General features: G+C 65.4%; 17 protein-coding genes and 1 pseudogene. 6 read left to right on the top strand and 12 right to left on the bottom strand.

Going from position 1 to position 19,321, the window contains the following annotated elements:
- Positions 1 to 2: 2 nt before the first annotated feature.
- The 5 genes from trxA to E4J89_RS07470 all read right to left on the bottom strand — a co-directional run bounded on the left by trxA (position 3) and on the right by E4J89_RS07470 (position 5,363).
- Positions 3 to 329, bottom strand: coding sequence for a thioredoxin (trxA, locus tag E4J89_RS07490; protein WP_136785518.1), 327 nt, complete (start codon positions 327 to 329; stop codon positions 3 to 5).
- A 26-nt stretch (positions 330 to 355) separates the two neighbouring features.
- Positions 356 to 1,339 carry a thioredoxin-disulfide reductase gene (gene trxB / locus E4J89_RS07485; RefSeq protein ID WP_240691782.1) on the bottom strand — a complete coding sequence of 328 codons (984 nt, stop codon included), beginning with the start codon at positions 1,337 to 1,339 and terminating at the stop codon, positions 356 to 358.
- Positions 1,340 to 1,477: 138 nt separating this feature from the next.
- Entirely contained in the window at positions 1,478 to 2,998 is a 1,521-nt protein-coding gene (locus E4J89_RS07480) for an ABC transporter substrate-binding protein (protein ID WP_136785516.1), read from the bottom strand.
- Positions 2,999 to 3,087: 89 nt separating this feature from the next.
- Positions 3,088 to 4,782, bottom strand: coding sequence for a murein biosynthesis integral membrane protein MurJ (gene murJ, locus E4J89_RS07475; protein ID WP_136785515.1), 1,695 nt, complete (start codon positions 4,780 to 4,782; stop codon positions 3,088 to 3,090).
- A 56-nt stretch (positions 4,783 to 4,838) separates the two neighbouring features.
- Positions 4,839 to 5,363, bottom strand: coding sequence for an NUDIX hydrolase (locus tag E4J89_RS07470; protein WP_205754436.1), 525 nt, complete (start codon positions 5,361 to 5,363; stop codon positions 4,839 to 4,841).
- 102 nt (positions 5,364 to 5,465) lie between these two features.
- Between E4J89_RS07470 and E4J89_RS07465 the strand changes: the two genes are divergently transcribed.
- The 5 genes from E4J89_RS07465 (at position 5,466) to E4J89_RS07440 (ending at position 11,867) form a co-directional block, all read left to right on the top strand.
- Complete coding sequence (locus E4J89_RS07465) at positions 5,466 to 6,968, top strand: CCA tRNA nucleotidyltransferase (RefSeq protein WP_136785514.1); 1,503 nt, start codon at positions 5,466 to 5,468, stop codon at positions 6,966 to 6,968.
- 2 nt (positions 6,969 to 6,970) lie between these two features.
- Positions 6,971 to 7,732: a histidine phosphatase family protein gene (locus tag E4J89_RS19715; RefSeq protein ID WP_240691781.1), complete on the top strand. Its 762-nt coding sequence runs from the start codon at positions 6,971 to 6,973 to the stop codon at positions 7,730 to 7,732.
- Positions 7,733 to 8,504: 772 nt separating this feature from the next.
- Positions 8,505 to 9,110 carry a hypothetical protein gene (locus E4J89_RS07450; RefSeq protein WP_136785513.1) on the top strand — a complete coding sequence of 202 codons (606 nt, stop codon included), beginning with the start codon at positions 8,505 to 8,507 and terminating at the stop codon, positions 9,108 to 9,110.
- 516 nt (positions 9,111 to 9,626) lie between these two features.
- Positions 9,627 to 9,887, top strand: coding sequence for a GlsB/YeaQ/YmgE family stress response membrane protein (locus E4J89_RS07445; RefSeq protein ID WP_136785512.1), 261 nt, complete (start codon positions 9,627 to 9,629; stop codon positions 9,885 to 9,887).
- 291 nt (positions 9,888 to 10,178) lie between these two features.
- Entirely contained in the window at positions 10,179 to 11,867 is a 1,689-nt protein-coding gene (locus E4J89_RS07440; protein ID WP_136785511.1) for a formate--tetrahydrofolate ligase, read from the top strand.
- A 155-nt stretch (positions 11,868 to 12,022) separates the two neighbouring features.
- On the opposite strand, the gene E4J89_RS07435 is transcribed toward E4J89_RS07440, so the two are convergent.
- Positions 12,023 to 12,397, bottom strand: a complete 375-nt coding sequence (locus E4J89_RS07435; RefSeq protein ID WP_136785510.1) for a hypothetical protein — start codon at positions 12,395 to 12,397, stop codon at positions 12,023 to 12,025.
- A 295-nt stretch (positions 12,398 to 12,692) separates the two neighbouring features.
- On the opposite strand from E4J89_RS07435, the gene E4J89_RS19710 reads away from it, so the two are divergent.
- On the top strand, positions 12,693 to 13,034 hold the full coding sequence (locus tag E4J89_RS19710; RefSeq protein WP_240691780.1) for a hypothetical protein: 342 nt from the start codon (positions 12,693 to 12,695) through the stop codon (positions 13,032 to 13,034).
- Positions 13,035 to 13,216: 182 nt separating this feature from the next.
- Here the strand turns inward: E4J89_RS19710 and E4J89_RS07425 are convergent, their stop codons facing one another.
- The 6 genes and pseudogenes from E4J89_RS07425 to E4J89_RS07400 form a co-directional block, all read right to left on the bottom strand.
- On the bottom strand, positions 13,217 to 14,302 hold the full coding sequence (locus tag E4J89_RS07425) for an inositol-3-phosphate synthase (protein ID WP_136785509.1): 1,086 nt from the start codon (positions 14,300 to 14,302) through the stop codon (positions 13,217 to 13,219).
- 134 nt (positions 14,303 to 14,436) lie between these two features.
- Positions 14,437 to 14,622: pseudogene (locus tag E4J89_RS07420) on the bottom strand (DUF6766 family protein); the annotation flags it as partial.
- A 52-nt stretch (positions 14,623 to 14,674) separates the two neighbouring features.
- Positions 14,675 to 15,919, bottom strand: coding sequence for a DUF6716 putative glycosyltransferase (locus tag E4J89_RS07415; RefSeq protein WP_136785508.1), 1,245 nt, complete (start codon positions 15,917 to 15,919; stop codon positions 14,675 to 14,677).
- Positions 15,919 to 17,028: a hypothetical protein gene (locus E4J89_RS07410; protein ID WP_240691779.1), complete on the bottom strand. Its 1,110-nt coding sequence runs from the start codon at positions 17,026 to 17,028 to the stop codon at positions 15,919 to 15,921. The genes E4J89_RS07415 and E4J89_RS07410 overlap by 1 nt, the downstream gene beginning before the upstream one ends.
- Positions 17,029 to 17,038: 10 nt before the next feature.
- Positions 17,039 to 18,394, bottom strand: a complete 1,356-nt coding sequence (locus tag E4J89_RS07405; protein ID WP_136785507.1) for a polysialyltransferase family glycosyltransferase — start codon at positions 18,392 to 18,394, stop codon at positions 17,039 to 17,041.
- On the bottom strand, positions 18,391 to 19,321 hold a 931-nt coding region (locus tag E4J89_RS07400), incomplete at its 5' end, for a glycosyltransferase family 2 protein (protein WP_136785506.1). The genes E4J89_RS07405 and E4J89_RS07400, both read right to left, overlap by 4 nt.

Below are 19,321 nucleotides of genomic sequence, written 5' to 3'. Positions count from 1 at the left end.
TGTTAGTTGAGGAACTCAGCGAATTCCTGCTCGATGACCTGCTTCGGCTTCGCGCCAATGGAAGTGGCTGCTACGGCGCCGTCCTTGAAGACGTAGACGGCAGGGATGGAAGTGATGCCGTACTGAGCTGCGGTGGCAGGGTTGTCATCGACGTTGAGCTTGACCACTTCAACCTTGCCGGAATGTTCGGCAGCGATGTCATCAAGGATCGGAGAGAGCATGCGGCAAGGGCCGCACCACTCTGCCCAGAAGTCGACAATGACGGGCTTGGTGGACTTCAGGACATCCGCTTCGAAGCTAGCGTCGGTGACATCTTTTGCGTTGCTCATGCTGTTCTCTCTTTCTCGAACCGAATTTAGACGGTTGCAGGCTCAGCGATGGAGGCCTTGTTGCTCGTAACGTCGGCCAGGTAGTGTTCCACGTCGATGGCGGCGGCGCAGCCGCTTCCCGAGGCGGTGATTGCTTGGCGGTAGGTTGGGTCGATGACGTCCCCGGCAGCGAATACTCCAGGCAGGGAGGTCTTGGAGGAGCGGCCTTGCACCGCAATGGTGCCCTCGGGGGTCAGTTCCAACTGATCTTGGACGAGAGAGACCCGGGGATCATTGCCAATAGCGACGAAGACGCCGGTTACCGGCAGTACGGTCTCCGACCCGTCGACCGTGTCCTTGAGCTTCAAGGCCGTGACCTTGCTATCGCCTTCCAGGCCCACGACCTCGGAGTTCCAGACGAACTTGATCTTCTCGTGCGCCAAGGCACGCTCCTGCATAATCTTGGAGGCACGCAGGGTATCGCGGCGGTGCACAACGGTGACCGAGTCGGCGAACTTCGTGAGGAAGAGGGCTTCCTCCATCGCAGAGTCGCCTCCGCCGATGACCGCGATGTCCTGGCCCTTGAAGAAGAAACCGTCGCAGGTTGCACACCAGCTGACGCCGTGTCCGGCGAGTCGCTTTTCATCCGGCAGTCCCAGCTCACGGTATGCAGAGCCGGTGGAGATGATCACGGCACGGGCCAGGAAGGTTTCGCCTGATCCGATGGTGACCTTCTTGATGTCACCTTCCAACTCAAGGCTTGTGACGTCTTCGAAGAGGATCTCGGTGCCGAACCGTTCGGCCTGCTTCTGGAAGTTCTCCATCAGTTCCGGTCCCATGATGCCGCCGGGGAAGCCAGGGTAGTTTTCCACATCAGTGGTGTTCATCAGCTCGCCGCCGGCCTCAACTGAGCTGGCGATGAGCAACGGCTTGAGATTGGCTCGCGCAGTGTAGACAGCTGCCGTGTAGCCGGCCGGACCGGACCCAACGATGATGACGTCGCGGACGGACGGTGTGGTTTCTGTGCTCACTGCCTGCGAACCTCTTCCTCTGATCATGATGTAAACCTAATCCGGCCGCCTTGAGCGGGCAGCAGGGCCAACACTTCTCTCAACGGCACCCGGCACGGGCTTATTCCGTGCCGGGGCGGCATGGACCGCCCTCAGCCGCTAGGAGACCTCGATCTCCGCCATGCGGATGCCGTAAGGCGGGCCTCCCATGGGGTTGGAGAGCTTTGGCAACTGCGTGAAGTTGATCAGGACATATTGGGCCTTCGGAGCGGCGCCGTCCTGTTCAGGTACCGGGATGGTGGTCTTCTGTGCCGTGAAGCTTCCCTGGGCAACCTGGTCGGCGCCGTCCAGAGTGGGCTCGTCATTCAAGAGCACGGAGAAGTTTCCACCGGTACCGCTCAGCTGAGTCAGCACCACAGAACTGATGCTGGACGCTTCCTCCAGTTCGACGACCAGTGCCATGTTTCCGGCATAGCCACCGAACTTGTCCGATACGTACTGGAAACTGGCCCAGTAGGTGGCGGGATTACCGTCCACGGCTTCGGATAGCTTGCCGTCGTTTTCCGCGTCGAGTTCCTGCATGTCCGGAACTTGGCGGGTGAGGTCAGCGATGACGGGCTCGACAACTTCAGCGGCCGGTGCCGATTCTTCTTCGGCACCGGTTTCCGCCGGGCTGGAGGCTGCACCTGTTTCATTTCCGGCATTGGAGCCATCGGCGACCGGGCCGCCGCGGAAGAGATTCAGTTGGCTGACCGCCACCACAATGGCGACCACCAACAAGACGGCCAGCAATCCGCCCACCAGCAACTTGGACGACCTCGGGCTGTTGCGTTCCTCGTCGTCGTAATCGTCGTACTCGTAGTCGTCAGTCTCGGGTTGGTTGCCGGTGCGGGCCGCCGCCGGGAACATGGCGGCGGAGCGTACCTCGGTCTGATCGTCGTCGTCCTCCGGCCACAGGCTGACCTTGGGCTTCCCGACCGGCGGCTGGGCCGCTGCTGGTCGGGCAGCCGGGACCTGCCGCGAGACAGGCGCCGTCGCAGGGCTTGCATCCGCAGGGGCAGGAGGGGCTGACGGCGGCGGCGGCACGTGCGCGCCGGCAGAGGCAGCAGCGGCGGCGGCTCCTGCGGCGGATCCGGTGCCAGAGGGCACGCCTTCGGGCTGCCGGCCGAACCGGGCTTTGGCGGTCCCGTCCGGCGCGTTTTTGCCAAGCTTGGGCAGATCAAGCTTGTTCAGGCGGTCGCGCAGGCTCTGCCGGGGCTCTTCCTCATATTCCTCGTACTCGTCCTCGTACGGCTCAGGTTCGGTGGAGCGCACCTGGCCGAAGATTTCGGAGCCGAGCGTGTCGGTAAAGAAGGGCTCTACATACGGGCCGTCCCGCTGAATCACCAGGTCCAGCAGGTCGGCGGCCTGCGCCTCGTTGGTAACCAGGTAGGTGACCCCGTCGGCATTGCCAAGGTCCAGTATCTGAACGTTGCTGGCCCGCTCGCCGGTGGCGATTTCGCGGGCGCTCATGGCTACCTGGCTGGCATTTTCCGGCGCCGACACCAGGATGCTGACGGGCCGGTTGAGCACTTGGTCCACACCGTCGAGGACCAGATCGTGTTCGGCTGAGGCAAGCACTTGGGCAGTGACCTTGTAACGGCCACCAAGCAGCATGCCCACATCAACTGGCTGCGGCACTAGTTCCTCCCGGCTGTCCTGGACTGGCGCCCCGGACTAGATAATTTGCTTTCCATGCTAGCCGGTGACGGAGCCGATTCCCGTTTCTGTCAGGCGCGTCCGGGCAGCCGTTTCAGGATCGGCGCCAGGAAATCATTCAACTCTTGGACACGCATGGCCCGCAGCAGCAGCAGGTAAACCGGCGCCATCACCAGTCCGACGACGGCGATGGTCACCATCGCGGTAATGATGGACTGCCAGGCGAATCCGCCAGGAGCGTAACCACCGAACAGCCACAGCACCCCCGCGCCCACCAGTCCGGAGCCCAGGGCCGCGTAGCCGAGCCGAATGTAGGTGTCCACGACGTGCCCCGCGCCGTAGTCTCCCAGCCGGCGTCGGGCAAAGTGGTGCGCCAGCACGGCCGAGACCACATGGAACACCGCGAACAGCAGGGCCAGCGCGTAGACCACCATGGTGGGATCCACGAGCCAGGCGATCAGCATGGCCAGCAGTACCGAGGCGCCGGAACAGATGGCCTGCATGATCAGCGGCGTCCTGGCATCTTCCTCCGCGTAGAACACGCGTCCCAGGAAGAAGTAGATGCTCATGAACGGCATGCCGGCCGCCACGATGGCAAGGACCTGGCCCATCGACGCAGCGGAGGCCGCTGCGGTGGGGCCGGAACCGGCAAACAGCCGGGCCAGCGGACCGGCCAGCACCACCACAGCAGCCGAACCGAAAACGGTGGCCACACCTATAGTGCGCAGGCCCGAACTCACGGTGCGCCGGACGTCGTCCACCGCACCGGTTGACTGCTGGCGGGACAGTTGGTTGAACAGCACGGTGGCCACAGAGAGGACAAAAACCGAATGCGGCAGCATGGCGATCAGTTGGGCCGTGTTCAGCGCATACTCGCCGGGGACCGAGGCACCGGAACCGGCGAGCTCGGCACGGGCAGCGGTGGCGCTGGACGCGATCGTCCCGTAGAAGAGGTAGGCGGTGTTGGCGATGACCATGGTGGCAAGGCTCCAGAGCGCTACCTTTCCGGTGGCCGCGAAGCCCATCCCGCGCCAGCCCAGCTTGAGCTTCAGGCCCAGCCCCAACCGGCCCAGGGGCCAGAGCAGGATGAGCGCCTGCAACACAATGCCCAGTGTGGTGCCGCCGGCCAATACCGCGGTCTGTGCGCCGGTCCAGAGTTCCGGATCCCCCCGGCCGGGCAGGTAGCGGCCGTACAGCGCAATGTAGAGTCCCAGCGTGCCGATGGCCACCACGTTGTTCAGTGCGGGAGCCCACATGTACCAGCCGAAGCGGCCGTGGGCGTTGAGAACCTGGCCCACCACCGCATACAGGCCGTAGAAGAAAATCTGCGGCAAGCACCAGATGGCGAAAACGGTGCCCAGTTCCAGCATGACCGGGGTCCAGTCCCTGGTCAGGGCAGAGATGATGGGTCCGGCCAGAAGGGTTGCCACCGCCGCGATGCCGGCCAGCACCAGCAGCGTCAGGCTGAGCAGCCGGCTGACAAAGTCGGCGCCGCCGTCGCTCTTCTGGCTTGCTTTGATGATCTGCGGCACCAGCACCACATTGAACACCCCGCCCGCCAGCAGCAGGTAGATGATGTTCGGGATGGTGTTGGCCTTCTCGAAGATGTCGCCCATCGTCGTGTTGGCACCGATGGCGACCGCGAGCAAGGCGGTCCGGATGAAGCCCAGGACCCGGGACACCATGGTTCCGGCCGCCATGATGGCGCTGGACTTGGCCGTGCTGTGCTGCACGGGGTTTTGGGCGGGGGTCTTGGTCTCGGACATTGTCCTCTATGTTCTCACCTGAAAAACGGCCCGAGGGCCGCACCCGGCAGGCAGCCTCAGACGTGGCCGGGCAGGACTTCCCGGGCCAGGTCTACGATCCGCCGCTCGTTCGGGAAGGAGAGCTTCCGGCCCAGATCGGCCAACGGCACCCACGCGACGTCGACTGCCTCGTGGTCCGGGTCATTCTCGATGGTGAGCAGGCCGCCGGTGGCCTCGAGCAGGAAATGGTGCACGGTCTTGTGGACGCGATGGCCGCTGACAGTGAACCAGTAGTCGATGCTGCCGAGCGTGGCCAGCACCCGTCCCTTAATTCCCGTTTCTTCTTCAACTTCGCGGACGGCGGCCTCTTCATTGGTTTCACGGCCTTCGGGATGGCCCTTGGGCAGGCACCACTCAAGCCGTCCGCCGCGATTAAAGCGGGCGATGATCGCCACATTCAGGTCCGGGGTGGACGTATCCACCACCACGCCGCCGGCGGAGATTTCCTCCACGGTAGGCAGCGAATGGTGTCCGGGCGCGGCGCTGCCCACTGACGCTGTCAGCGGGGTGCGCTTCGGGGCGCTCGGGACCGGGTGTGCCATGCGTCCACTCTAACGATTTTTGTCACGACCTGAGGATGCCGACGCCGAGCCGCCCGGACATTGTTAAACATCGTGTCCGGCATCTGGCACGCTTAAGTCACTATGGTTCACCTTTTTGGTTCGCAGTTCCCTTCCGCAACCGGCTCAAACGCCCCGTCCCTACCGTTGCCGGACGTTGTGATCGAACTGGGAAAGCTTTTTGCGGACGCGGGACACGAGCTCTCGCTGGTCGGTGGACCGGTGCGCGACCTGTTCCTGGGCCGGATCTCCCCGGACCTCGATTTCACCACCGACGCCGACCCGGACGCGACCATCGCCGTCGTCAAGAAATGGGCGGACACGTTCTGGGAGATCGGCCGCGAGTTCGGCACCATCGGCATGCGCAAGGGCGATCACATGATCGAGGTGACCACTTACCGGGCGGAGGCCTACGACCCGGATTCCCGCAAGCCCGTGGTGGCGTTCGGCACCTCCCTCGAGGACGACTTGTTCCGCCGCGATTTCACCATGAACGCCATGGCGCTGCGACTGCCCTCGCTGGAACTGGTAGACCCCTACGGCGGCGTGAAGGATCTCCATGCCGGCTTGCTGCGCACTCCGGGCGCGCCGTCGTCGTCGTTCTCCGATGATCCGCTCCGGATGATGCGTGCCGCGCGGTTCGCCTCGCAGCTGGGGGTCACAGTGGCGCCCGAGGTGGCGGCCGCGATGAAGGACATGGCCAGCCGGATCGAGATCATCTCCGCCGAACGCGTCCGCGACGAACTGGTCAAGCTGGTCAACGGCAAGGATCCGCGGACGGGCGTGGATCTGTTGGTGGACACCGGATTGGCCGACCGCGTGCTGCCGGAAGTCTCCGCGCTGCGGCTGGAAATCGACGAGCACCACCGGCACAAGGACGTCTACCAGCACTCGCTCACCGTGCTGGAGCAGGCGTGCAGCCTGGAGACGGACGACGACGGCGCGCTGCCGGGTCCGGACTTCGTCCTGCGCTTCGCCGCCCTGATGCACGACGTCGGCAAGCCGGCTACCCGCCGCTTCGAACCATCCGGGGCGGTCAGCTTCCGCCACCATGACATGGTGGGCTCCAAACTCACCGCCAAGCGAATGAAGAAGCTGCGCTTCGACAATGACACCATCAAAGCCGTCTCCCGGCTGGTGGAACTGCACATGCGTTTCTACGGCTACGGCGAAGCAGGCTGGACGGATTCGGCTGTGCGCCGATACGTCAACGACGCCGGGCCGCTGCTGGAACGACTGCACCGGTTGACCCGTTCGGATGTCACCACCCGCAACAAGCGCAAGGCGGAGCAGCTCGCCTTTGCCTATGACGACCTGGAGCAGCGGATCGCCATCCTGCAGGAGCAGGAGCAGTTGGACGCCGTGCGGCCGGACCTGGACGGCGCCCGGATCATGGAACTGCTGGGTATCAAGCCCGGACCGTTGGTCGGCCGTGCCTACAGGTTCCTCTTGGAAGAACGGCTGGAAAACGGACCGGCGGCGCCGGAGGAGGCAGAGGCGAAACTCCTGGCCTGGTGGCGGGAGCAGCCGGAATTCGCTCCGGTGGTCGACCAAGGCGCGCCGGCGCCGCGCGGAGACCGGGAATAGCCATGGCCGGTGCCGATCCGCATGACTTCCCGGTGCTGTGGCTGATGCGCCATGGTGAAACCGAGTGGTCGCGGGACCACCGGTACACCGGACTAACGGATCTGGAGCTCACGCCTGCCGGAGTGCAACAGGCCCGCGACGCCGCCGCGAAGCTGGCAGGAGTCCGTTTCCGCACCGTCCTGACCTCGCCGCTGGTCCGTGCGCGCCGGACCGCCGCATTGGCCGGCTATCCGGAAGCGGAAGTGGTGCCGGAAGCGCACGAGTGGGACTACGGGGACTACGAGGGACTGCAGAGCGCCGCTATCCGGGCGGTAGACCCCTCGTACCTGATCTGGACCCACGGCGTCCGCGGCGGCGAGTCGCTGCAGCAGGTGGCGGACCGGGCCGACCATGTCATCGCGAAAGTACTCGACGGTGAAGACGATGCAGCTTCCGGCGGCGGGACTTTCCGCGGCGCTTCCGCGGGCCGGATGCCGGTCGGTAGCACGTCTGAATTCCGTGCGCTGTCCGCCGAAATGAGTCTTGGGACCTCCGGCGACGCGGGCACTCAAGCCTCCGGCGACACGGCCGCCGACGCGGCCGCCGAAGCATCCGGGCCGCGGCAGGTCCTGCTGGTGGCACACGGACATTTCCTCCGCGTGCTCGCTGCCCGGTGGCTCGGCATGGAACCGGTCGAGGGCCGGCATTTTGTCCTGGAGACCGCTGCCGTCTGCCGGCTGGGCTGGGACAAGAAGACGCCCGCAATTGCTGGCTGGAACCTCTAGCCACCGGGGCTGGGAACCTCTAGTCACCGGCGCTAACGCGGGTTGGGGTAGTCATGACCGCCGTTTCGCGGTCAGGCTCGAGGCACACGGCGGCCGGTTCCGCCTCGTGCCGGTGTTCGGTCAGGCTCGAGGCACACGGCGGCCGATCCCGCTTCCTGCCGGTGTGTGGTCAGCCGGCAGGAAGCCGCCCAGGGAACGTGGCGACATTCGACTTGCGAAAAGATGCTGCGACACGCCGGCGATAGCCGCAACTATTCCCCACTCGATGAGCTGCGGGCCTTCCGCGCTGTTGACCTTCTTGGTGGTTGTGGCCGATCGCGCGCCGTCGTACTGCGGCGTGTTTCCGAGGACACGCCGATGAAAAGAAGAAAAGCTCAACGAGTTCCGCGAACTGGCTAGGCAGAAACATCAGTTATCGGGTACGTTAAGAACGTCCGATTGAACTTTCTCAATCAGGAGGGTTGGATCCGGACTGTTTCTATTGGCGCTATCAAGAAAGGGAGGTGGGATCTGTGATTATGACCAAGACGCCGGGCGGAGTGTTTAACTCCTTCGCCGCGCTCCGACGACCCGCCTCCGCCATTTCTGCGCACTAGAACTTCGCTGATTGAACCGGTTCATTTCGTGAACCGCTGCCTTTCCTCAATCACCGCATTTCTCTAGCTCTCCCGCGCGGAGGCCTCACCTTCTGTTTGAGGACTTCGCTATGAGCATTCTTACCGCATTTCCTTCTGCCTACGTGGCCACCCCAGCCGGTGCTGCAACAACCGCCATGGGCTCCGTGCCGGCAGTTGAAACTCCCCTGGATTCCGCCATGCTTCCTGCCCAAAATCCCAAACACTCCCGAGAGGAAATCCTCATGAAACCGCTGGATGCAGCTCTAGCGCCTGCACCCGAACGATCCATCGGTCCCACCGAAGCGCCACTGTCCGATGCGGGGCGGTTCGGCCACGGCCAGCTGATCAGCGCCGGAAGTCTGCGCGACCTCGATGCAGCCACCGGTCGAGGAGACAGCGTTTCCGCAGTCGACGGGTCAGAAGCCGCCGGTTCCCTCCGGTCGGGAGTCGACGAAATTGCCGACTCAGCCTGGTCGTCGGCGGGCGAAGCTGCGGATTCCGCCTGGCCGTCGGTGGACGAGTTAGCCGACTCCTCCTGGACTTGGCGCGATCGGACCGTTGACTCCACCCGCCCGGCACCCGAACATGCCGCAACTGCGGGGATGCCGAATTTCTTGGATAGGCAGGAGGTGAATGCCATGATCCGCAAGCTCCGCCAGAGCGTCTCGCTGTGGAAACGAATACAGAACGTGCGTGTTGATGATCAGCTCTTGGAACAAGTGCGCGACGATTTGCTGTCGCACCAGCAGCTCATCCGCTGAAGTTCCCGGCTCAGCAAGTGCAATTAAATACGCCGTCCTGTAGGGGACACATTCGCGAGGAGGATCCGATGAATCACATTGGACCCGATGTAGCTACAGGCCCGCGCCGGGTTCCTGCCCGGCGCGGGCTTCCGCCTTTAACAACGCAGGTCCTCTTTTAACAGCGCAGGCGACTCCTTCGGCCAGGCCCAGCCTGAAGTGTTTGGACTAGTGCCACCAACAAGTTTCCGAGCGGACAAATCCGTTCAGCTAAGCATGCGCGTGCACGCCTAGATAAGGGTTGTAGCGGGGGATAGCGTCGTTTTTAGCCGGAGGGCAACCGGGCTTCCGAACCAGCAATGCCACTGGCTATTCCCGGGATCCACGTCAACGTCGCCCGCAGGAACTGCGAGAGCTTCCTGTATGCGTGCGGCTGGGGGCTGCGCGACCCGAACTGCACGATCCGTGCGATAGAACGTTTTGCGATGGATCGCTAAGTATGCTTATCGTAGAGGCGTCGCAACCTGAGGAGGCAACATGATCGGTTTCATTATCGCTGGGCTTGTCATCGGAGCACTTGCTCGCCTTATCAAGCCCGGAAAGCAGAACCTGGGGATTTTGGCAACGCTGCTGCTTGGCATTGTCGGGGCGATCATTGGCGGTGTCATCGCGAACCTGCTGGGTACCGGTGACATCTTCGAGCTCAACGTCCTTGGCTTCATCGTCGCGGTTGTTGCTGCGGTGCTCCTGATCGGTGTGGCGGAGAGCCTGTCCGGTCGTCGGGCGGTCCGCCGCTAACGGCCGCAGCACCCAACACGCAGAAGGCCTGCCGCGCGATTGCGCGGCAGGCCTTCGCTGTATCGCCGGCAGAACCCCGGCTTTCGCATGCTGCCCCAATTAGCCCGCAGCCCCGTGCCGGCGGCAGGGTCAGGACACGCGCCCGTAGCCAGCGATGCAGAGGCGGGAACGTTGCAGCAGCCGCTCGAATCTTGCTCCGGCACGGACCGGTGACGGCGGCGTGTGCGGCTGATACGTTGGCTGTGGCAGCAATGCTGCCCACATGGCCCATGCGAGGGAAGAAGGACGAAGATGTCTGAGCCGGCTCCGCTGACTGATCTTGAGATTGCCCGCCGCGCCACTTTGCGGCCGATTACCGAGATTGCCGAGGCGGTGGGAATACCGGCCGGGGCCTTGGAACTTTACGGCAGCTACAAGGCCAAGATCGATCCGGCCAAGCTCGGCGCGGGCTTCGAGGAACCCCGCGGCCAGGTGGTCCTGGTGACGGCGATGTCGCCCACACCGGCAGGCGAAGGCAAGTCGACGCTAACGGTGGGACTGGCGGATGCGCTGGCCAAGGCCGGCCACAAGACCATGGTGGCCATCAGGGAACCCTCGCTGGGCCCGATTTTGGGCATGAAGGGAGGCGCAACCGGCGGCGGCTATTCGCAGGTGCTCCCGATGGATGACATCAACCTGCACTTCACCGGGGACTTTCACGCCATTACCTCGGCCAACAACGCGTTGATGGCGCTGGTGGATAACCACATCTACCAGGGCAACGATTTGGGCATCGATCCCAGGCGGCTGACGTTCCGGCGGGTCCTGGACATGAACGACCGGGCGTTGCGGCAGGTGGTGATCGGGCTCGGCGGTCCCACCCAGGGCGTGCCGCGCGAAGCAGGGTTCGACATCACTGTGGCCTCCGAGGTGATGGCTGTCTTCTGCCTCTCGTCCGGCCCGGCCGACCTGAAGGCCCGGCTGTCGCGCATCACCGTCGGCTACACCTACGGTCGCAAACCCGTGACCGTGGCCGACCTGGGCGTGCAGGGCGCCCTGGCCATGCTGCTCAAAGACGCCATCAAACCGAACCTAGTGCAGACCATCGCCGGCACACCGGCCTTTGTGCACGGCGGCCCGTTTGCCAACATTGCTCACGGCTGCAATTCGCTGCTGGCCACCCAGACCGCCCGCCGGCTCGCCGACGTCGTGGTCACTGAGGCAGGCTTCGGCTCGGATCTGGGCGCGGAGAAGTTCATGGACATCAAGGCCCGGGCCGGCGGGTTCGCGCCGTCGGCCATCGTGGTGCTGGCCACCATCCGCTCCCTGAAGATGCACGGAGGCGTCCCCAAGGACCAGCTGAAGGAACCCAACCTGGAAGCTGTCCAGGCCGGCATCGCCAACCTCGAACGGCACGTGGACAACGCCGCCAAGTTCGGCCTCACCCCGGTGGTGGCGATCAACAAGTTCACCTCTGACAGCGCCGAAGAACTGGACTGGGTGCTGGACTGGTGCCGGCAGAAGGGGGTTGAAGCCGCGGTGGCCGATGTCTGGGGCCAGGGCGGTGGCGGCACCGGCGGCGACGCGCTGGCCGCGAAGGTGGCACAGGTGCTGCAGCAGCAACAGTCGTTCTCCCCGCTGTACGACCTGGACCTGACCGTGGAGAAAAAGATCGAGACCATCGCGCAGCAGATCTACGGTGCGGACCATGTGGAGTTCACCAGTCCGGCCCGCAAGCGACTGGCCGAGATCGAGGCGAACGGCTGGGGCAAACTGCCCGTGTGCATGGCCAAGACGCAGTATTCGTTCACTGACGATCCCTCGGTGCTGGGCGCCCCCAGCGGCTTCAGTATCACCGTGCGTGACCTGATCCCGAAGACCGGCGCGGGCTTCATCGTGGCGCTGACGGGCGACGTGATGACCATGCCGGGGCTGCCGAAGGAACCGGCGGCGGGCCGGATGGACGTGGACGACGACGGCGTCATCACCGGACTGTTTTAGCCCCGCCGGGGCGGTTCCGCGGGCGGCGCCTCGGCGGTTGCCTCGAGGGAAAAACCTCGGGCGGCTCGGCCGAACGAGCCCTGCGTTCGGGACACCGTGCACTGAACGCAGGGCGCAGCACACGGTGCACTCAACGCAAGGTTCAGCCCATGGGGTCAAAACACGCGGTTGAGTACCGGAGTCCGCAGGGCCAGCAGTGTCAGCGCGAACGAGCCGATGGTCGCTATGGAGAACTTCACCGTCATCAGTGCCAGCGTGGGCTCTTGGTCGGGGAAGACGTGGAACGTCAGCCAGGTCAGGAACAGGTAGTGGCAGAGGAACACGCCAAAAGAGGCGTTGGAGAGCTGGACCAGGGTGCGGCCCAGCCAACTGGCGGGCTGCCATCCGGCCAGCAAGTGGTAGGTGGCGGTAAAGATGCACAGGGCTGCCGCCGTGACGCCCAGCCCCACGTAGCTGGACGGCGTGATGATGTTCAGCGTCGGGGTGGAATCCTGATGGATCCAGTGCCAGATGTTGAAAATGGAAAGCACGACGGCGGCGCCTCCTGCCGCCAGGGCGGCACCGCGGGGGACGGGCAACCTGGGTGATGACCCAGCCGGCCATGAAGTAACCCAGATAGGGGACCCACTGGGTCAGGATGTTCCACGGATACTGCCAGCCCCACGCGAACTGGATGCTGGCGGCCTGCAAGCTGAACAGCGCCAGGGTCAGCACCAACACGATGCTGGTTGCGGCAGCGGCGCGCTGCAACGGAACCCGGTTCACGTAGCCGGCTAACGGCGGCGCGACCAGATACAGGCCCAGGATCAGCCAGAGGAAGTAGAGGTGCGGATAAACCTGGGTATCGAAGACGGACACCAGCACCTCGCCTGGATGCAGTTCGCGGCCCAGGATCAGGTAGTTGCCCACAAAGATATACACCAGATGCCAGACCACCAGGGCGGGCAGCAGCCGAAGCGCCCGCTTCCGGTAAAAGGCCTTGGCACCGTCGGCATGCGCCCGCGGCGCCAAGACCAGGGCACCGGAGATCGTGACGAAAACGGGCACCACCCAGATGAAGGCTATGTCGATGATCGCCGCCGGAAGCCAATCCGGCTGAGTGCGGGCGTCGTCGTCGCCTGCCAGCTCGCCGAAGGGAGTGGATGGCCACCACGCCGACGATGCTGACGATCCGGAGGATGTCCAGCGCATAGTTGCGGCGGGGGCGAGGGGCCGCCCCGTGAAGCTGCCCGGAAGGGGTCGGGGAGGGTACGGCCATAAATCCACACTACTCGGACGCAGTTGCCAGCCCGGAAAAAGGTGAAGGGGGCCGGTCCTGGTGGACCGACCCCCTTCGCCTGGAGTGCGTGTTAGCTGTCAGACTCGCCGCTGATGAAGGCTTCGACCTTTTCGCGGGCGGTCTCGTCGTCGTACTGTTCCGGCGGGGACTTCATGAAGTAGCTCGACGCCGAAAGGATCGGGCCGCCGATGCCGCGGTCCAGCGCGATCTTGGCCGCACGGATTGCGTCGATGATGACGCCCGCGGAGTTGGGGGAGTCCCAGACCTCGAGCTTGTACTCCAGCGAGACCGGGGCGTCGCCGAAGTTGCGGCCTTCCAGCCGGACGAAAGCCCACTTGCGGTCATCAAGCCAGGACACGTAGTCGGAGGGGCCGATGTGCACGTCGTCGTCGCCCAGAACGGCGGACGTGTTCGAGGTGACGGCCTGGGTCTTGGAGATCTTCTTGGACTCCAGGCGCTCGCGCTCGAGCATGTTCTTGAAGTCCATGTTGCCGCCGACGTTGAGCTGGTACGTCCGGTCCAGGACCACGCCGCGGTCTTCGAACAGCTTGGCCATCACACGGTGCGTGATGGTGGCACCGATCTGGCTTTTGATGTCGTCGCCCACAATGGGAACGCCGGCTTCGGTGAACTTGTCCGCCCATTCCTTGGTGCCGGCAATGAAGACCGGAAGCGCGTTGACGAAGGCCACGCCGGCGTCGATCGCGCACTGGGCGTAGAACTTGGCAGCCTGCTCGGAACCGACCGGCAGGTAGCAGACCATGACGTCGACCTTGGCATCACGCAGTGCGGCGACCATGTCCACGGGCTCGTCGTCGGATTCCACGATGGTCTCGCGGTAGTACTTTCCCAGGCCGTCCAGTGTGTGGCCGCGCTGCACCTTGACGCCGGTGGGCGGAACATCGGCGATCTTGATGGTGTTGTTCTCGCTGGCGCCGATCGCGTCGGCCAGGTCAAGACCGACCTTTTTGCCGTCCACGTCGAACGCCGCGACGAACTGCACATCGTCGACGTGGTAGGCGCCGAACGCGACGTGCATCAGTCCGGGGATCGTTGCGCTCGGGTCCGCGCCACGGTAGTAGTGGACACCCTGGACCAGCGAGGCCGCACAGTTTCCAACACCGACGATCGCTACCCGGATGGGGTTCTCTGCCACGGTTCTCCTTCGAAACACTTCTGTCTGGCCGCCGCGCCGATGGCGGGCAGCCTATCCAGTCTACGCCGTGTTTCAACGCCCCGCCGGGCCGGACCATTCCCGTGACGGCGGCGCCGTTTCCGCGGCGGCCCGGGCTATCCGCTCACCCCGGTGGAATCGTGTGGCTGCCCCACCGGCTTGGATTCGGGCGAACCACGCTGGCGCAGGTACACGGACAGGATCACCATGGACCACACGGCCAGGAATTCGGATTGCCAGTTCTGCAGGGTCCGGTTCCAGAGCTCCGGGGAGCCGACGTACTCTCCCCAGCTGCCCGGGTCCTGCACCCGGACAGCAGAGGTTCCAAACGGTGCCCCGCGGAGCGCGTCTCGATCAGGCCGGCAGGCGCCGGGCGTTGCGCAGCCGGCGCACCAGGTTCAAGGCCGGCGAGGGCAGCACGGTGCGCAGCTTCGAGCGCATCTTGCGGCGTTGCACCGCTGCCAGCCGGTCCGGGTCCGTCGCCAGTTTTCCGGCGCGGGCGCGCTCGGCGAAGTTCAGCAGCAGGCCGTCCAACGGCGCGGATTGGACGTGGAAGTAGTTGTCCCGCAGCCACCGGTGGTCAGGGTGCCGGAACCGGCCGGCCACCATATCCTCCAGATTCCCCACCAGTCCGGAGCCGTCGAAGACCTTGTTCAGCATCTCCTCGGAGAGGCCGAAGTCGTCGAGGATCAGCACCGGCAGACCGGCGTCGAGCGCTTCCAAGGCAGCCGTGGAGCTCACCGTGACCATCGCCGCCGCGGGCGTGAGCTGCGCGGACATGGGACCGGTGCAGAACTGCAGTTCGTGCCCGGCGACCGCGCGCGCCGCCACCAGGTCGGACCAGAGCTGGTCGAAGGGGTACTGCTCCAGGTGCGTCTGCGGTTCGCCGGCCCACGCCCGCAACTTCACCCGTACCGACAGTTCCGGCCGGCGCCGCGCCAGCGCTGCCAGGGCCTGCAGGATCGCCACGCGCTGGTCGCGCTCCACCGGAACCTTGGCCTGCGGCGCAAACACCACCGAACGCAGCGGGACCTGCTGCGGCTCCGGCCGGCCCGGGGAGGCCAGGAACGGCAACCGCGAGACCAGGATCCGCTGCGGCAGCCCCATGGCATCGGCCAGATCGCTGAACGCGCGGCATTCGGCATGGCTGTGCGTGATGAAAGCGTCGCCGAGGGCGCGATAGTTCAGCGCCTTGCGGGTGGCCGGGAAGGCAACACCCGGCAGTGCGGACAACAGCGCCGGCCGGTGCGGCATCCGCGAGGCCTGCGTGAAGATCTCTTCCACCACCGGTCCGGTGGCCGCTGCCAGCACGACGTCGGCGCCCGCCAGCGCGCTCTTCAGACCCGACGCGGCGATCACCCGGGGCGCTTTGCCGGCCAGGAACGTCCCGGCGGTCGCCGCCTGGATCTGTTCCAGCGTGGGCAAGATGGGGGAGCGGACCAGCAGGACTTCGCGCTCCCAGCCCTCGCCGAGCGATTCCAACGTGGCGCAGGCAAACTTCAGGTACGAATCGCTGTCTGCCACCGCCAGCACGCGGAAGGGGCGGATCCCGTTCCCGCCTGCCGCAGGCTCGGCTGTGCTGTGGGGCCCCGGAGCCATCACTTGCCTCCTTCGCGCAGCGAACTGCTCAGGTGCCGGCGCAGTTCTTCTGTTGTCTGCGGCAGCCACCAGTCATCCGGTACCGGCTGGCCCTTCAGCGGCACCCCGGACGGGGCCAGGATCAGGCGCAGCGACGCCAGTACCGTGGAGGGCAGGGCGCGGACCACCTGCCCGGGCCGCAGACCGCGCAGGCGCATTTCTACCGGAATCGTGTGCTGCTTGACGCGGATCAGCGGGTGCTCGTCCAGAGCCTTGAGTAGCTCCGGCTGTTCCCGGCGGTGCGGGAAATAGGCCACCGGGCCGTCCTCGGTCAACGACCGCACCCAGTCCACGTACGGTTCGGGCCGGATCAGCTGGTCGGCGGGCATGGCAGACCCCACCAGAATGGTCGGTTCGAGGATGTTCTCGGTCACCGGTTGGGTGCCCAGCCACTCGAACCGGTGCCGTTCCAGATGGCCCCCCAGTGCCCTGAACTTCTTCTCCACGGCGTCGGGCACGGACAATGCCGTGAACACCAGCAGCCGACCCTGGCTGGCCATCCTGCGCAGCGTCCACCAGGTGGCCAGACCCAACGCCTTACGCCGCACGGTCGGCACGGCCCGCGGACGGATCAGCGGGGTGGGCCCATCGCTGACCAGCATTCGCAGCAGGCTCAGCGTCGCCAGTCCGTCGTCCACAATGACCAGTTCGTCGGCGACGACGCCGCGCAGGAGCTCGGTCTGCACCTTGCCGGAGTAGGCATCGCCGGTCACCCAGCGGTCTAGCTTCCGGTTGCGGACCGCGGGCAGCGCGGACGACGGCGGGGTGAACCGCACGCCGCTTGGCACCTGTTCCATCAGCGACCTCAGTGTGCTGTCCATGCCCACGGCGTCGCCGCGCGGGTGGATCAGCGTTTCTTGTCCCAGCAGGCCGGCGCCGTGCGCCTCGACCGCGCTGAGCAACTGCAGCGGCGACTCGGCCCAGACGGCGGCACGGCCGAACCGCGGGCGAACCAGTTCGTTCCGGTGCCCCCGCCTGATGGTGGACCCCGCTTTCGGGTGGGCTAGCCTGCGGTCCACCACCGGACCCAACTGGGGGAGAAATGCTGCCGTGACTGCTGCTTGTGTCATCATTGCCGCCTCATGAGGCCACAGCCGATTTGAGTTTGCGGACGGCACGCCGGCCCATCCGCCCGACCTGGGCCAGCGGCCGCGGTCCGTCAGCCCGGGATAATCCGCCCGGGAGCTCAAGCTTGGTGAGCCGGCGCCGCTTGAAGTAGCGCCTCTCGGGTGCGTCTTTGATGCTGTGCAGATAGGTTTCGGCGCTGGGGCGGACCGCCGCCAGCGTGTCTGCCTGCATGCAATAGGAGACGGCTTCGACCAGCGGCTGGAGCCGCCGCGAGTCCGGCGTGTCCGTGCCGTCCTGGTCCGGCGCCTGGATGTTCCGTTCCAGGACGGCATCGACGATGGTGACCGGCACGCGGTTGCTGTTTTCGTAGGGACTCAGCCGCTCCAGCAGCAACGCGGTGCCGACCGCCGCGGCGTCGATGTTGAACAGGTATTTGGCAGTCATCAGCGCGGTGGAGAAGCAGCTCACCACCAGTTTCGGCTGAAGCTGCTGCATCACTACTTCGGCCGGGGCGGAGGACTCCAGGATGTCCAGCTGCACGCCGAGCTGCTGCGCCGCGGCCTCGACCGACCGGACGGCCCCCGGCCCGGCGCTGGGATGGGGCTTGAACACGCAGTGCAGGATCCCTTGGTCTTTGGCCTTCTCGATCATCTGGCGGTGCAGCGCCACTTCTTCCTCGGCAGAGAGGATGCCCAGGTCAGCCAGGTACTGGCCCAGCAGCAGGGCGGTCCCGGCCGGCGCCTTCTGGTGGTCGGCGGACGGCAGGGCAAGGGGCGGCAAGGACCGGTCCAGTTCTTCCATGGCACGGCGCAGGGACGCCGGATCCACCGGAAGCAGGTTCGGCTGGTGTTCGCGCAGCAACTGCGGCCGCAGGCCCGGAACCAAATCAACGTACAGCAGGGAATCGAGCCGCTGCGCCACGGCCAAGGGGACGGGGTTCCGGGTGGGCCCGTAGCTCATCAGACCGTCGGAATGCACCGACACCCGGGCACTGGCGAAGATGCGGGCCAACGCGATCGCGGGATCCACTTGGATGGATTCGACGAACAGGTGGACCGGGTCGCTTCCCAGCTCCCATTCCGACCGCAGCAGCTTCTGCCACAGGTCAAGGTCTTGCTCGCGGGGACTGAACTGCCCGGGCCGGCGGGGCCAGAGCAGGCTGCTCAGGTCCACCACGCGGTCGAATCGGCAGGCCGCCTCGGCGAAACCCGGCGACTCGTGGAACGGAACGGTGACCTCCGGAATCATCGCGTTGTTGGTCAGTACCAAAATGCGTTCCTGCCCGGTCTCCGGCAAGACGGCGTCGTCGATGGCCGCTGCCAGCGACACGCACTGATACAGGGTTGAGACGACAAATAGCTCTTTCACTTCAATGCTCCGATTGCTGTTTCCAGCGTCTTGCTCCGTCGCTCACCCAGCGCCTGCACCCCGGCGGCGACGGCAGCGGCCGGAAGGCCGGCCACGGCAGCACGCAGGCCCGAGATCAGCTCCTGGCGGACAGCCCGGCTCATGGAATCCGAACGATCCAGGTGGTGGCACGCGATGGCCAGGAACTGCCGGACGGCCTTGGGCCGAAAACGGTCCGCCTCAGGGTCTTCCGCCACCAGACGGAAGACTTCGGCGTAGCTGCGCAGGAAATCCAACTGCCGACGGTCGAAGACCTGGCTCAGCGACGTCGCCACGCCGCGCCGGTAAAAGGCCCCCAGCTGATCCGAGACGGCGTAGGAGGCTGCCTGCAGATGCAGGCGCCAGATCCAGGGACGGTCTTCGGCGGTATGCAGGCCGTCGAGGAAATGCAGCAGCCCGGCTTCTTTGAGCGCGCCGTCGAAGATGCCGAACGGCGCGAACGGGTAGTCCACCATGGTCGACTCGTCCGAAGGCCCGATGTCGCGGCGGGGATCGAGGGCGACGCCGCGCACGGCTTGCGGCGCGCGGTGAACGGTCCGGACTCCGTTCGTGTGGCGGATGTGGTCCACCCGGAGGAAGTCCACGCCGAGCTCGCTGATTTCTTCGGTGATCCGGGCCAGATGCCCGGGGGCGTACCAGTCGTCCGGATCGAAAAAGGTGATGTAGCGTCCGGTGGCGGCGTCCAGGCCTTGGTTGCGTGCCGCGGCCAGCCCGGTGGCGGTGTTGTTGCGGTGGATCTGGAGGCCGGGGAGCCGGCCGGTAAAGGCGGCGGCCAGCTCCCCGGTCCCGTCGGTGGAACCGTCATCGATCACGATGATTTCCATCACCGAGGGATCATCGAACTGGCGGGTCAGGCTGGTCATCGCGTCGCGGATGAAAGGTGCCTGG

The sequence above is a fragment of the Arthrobacter sp. CAU 1506 genome (genome assembly GCF_005047635.1).
Taxonomy (GTDB): domain Bacteria; phylum Actinomycetota; class Actinomycetes; order Actinomycetales; family Micrococcaceae; genus Crystallibacter.
This window is presented reverse-complemented; position numbering and strand designations above follow the sequence as displayed.

Coding starts and splice junctions, on each gene's coding strand:
- E4J89_RS07410 (WP_240691779.1), bottom strand. CDS start 17,028: ATGACACAAGCAGCAGTCACGGCAGCATTTCTCCCCCAGTTGGGTCCG.
- E4J89_RS07470 (WP_205754436.1), bottom strand. CDS start 5,363: ATGGCACACCCGGTCCCGAGCGCCCCGAAGCGCACCCCGCTGACAGCG.
- E4J89_RS07450 (WP_136785513.1), top strand. CDS start 8,505: ATGGGCTCCGTGCCGGCAGTTGAAACTCCCCTGGATTCCGCCATGCTT.
- E4J89_RS19715 (WP_240691781.1), top strand. CDS start 6,971: ATGGCCGGTGCCGATCCGCATGACTTCCCGGTGCTGTGGCTGATGCGC.
- E4J89_RS07415 (WP_136785508.1), bottom strand. CDS start 15,919: ATGGCTCCGGGGCCCCACAGCACAGCCGAGCCTGCGGCAGGCGGGAAC.
- E4J89_RS07445 (WP_136785512.1), top strand. CDS start 9,627: ATGATCGGTTTCATTATCGCTGGGCTTGTCATCGGAGCACTTGCTCGC.
- trxA (WP_136785518.1), bottom strand. CDS start 329: ATGAGCAACGCAAAAGATGTCACCGACGCTAGCTTCGAAGCGGATGTC.
- murJ (WP_136785515.1), bottom strand. CDS start 4,782: ATGTCCGAGACCAAGACCCCCGCCCAAAACCCCGTGCAGCACAGCACG.
- E4J89_RS07465 (WP_136785514.1), top strand. CDS start 5,466: ATGGTTCACCTTTTTGGTTCGCAGTTCCCTTCCGCAACCGGCTCAAAC.
- E4J89_RS07440 (WP_136785511.1), top strand. CDS start 10,179: ATGTCTGAGCCGGCTCCGCTGACTGATCTTGAGATTGCCCGCCGCGCC.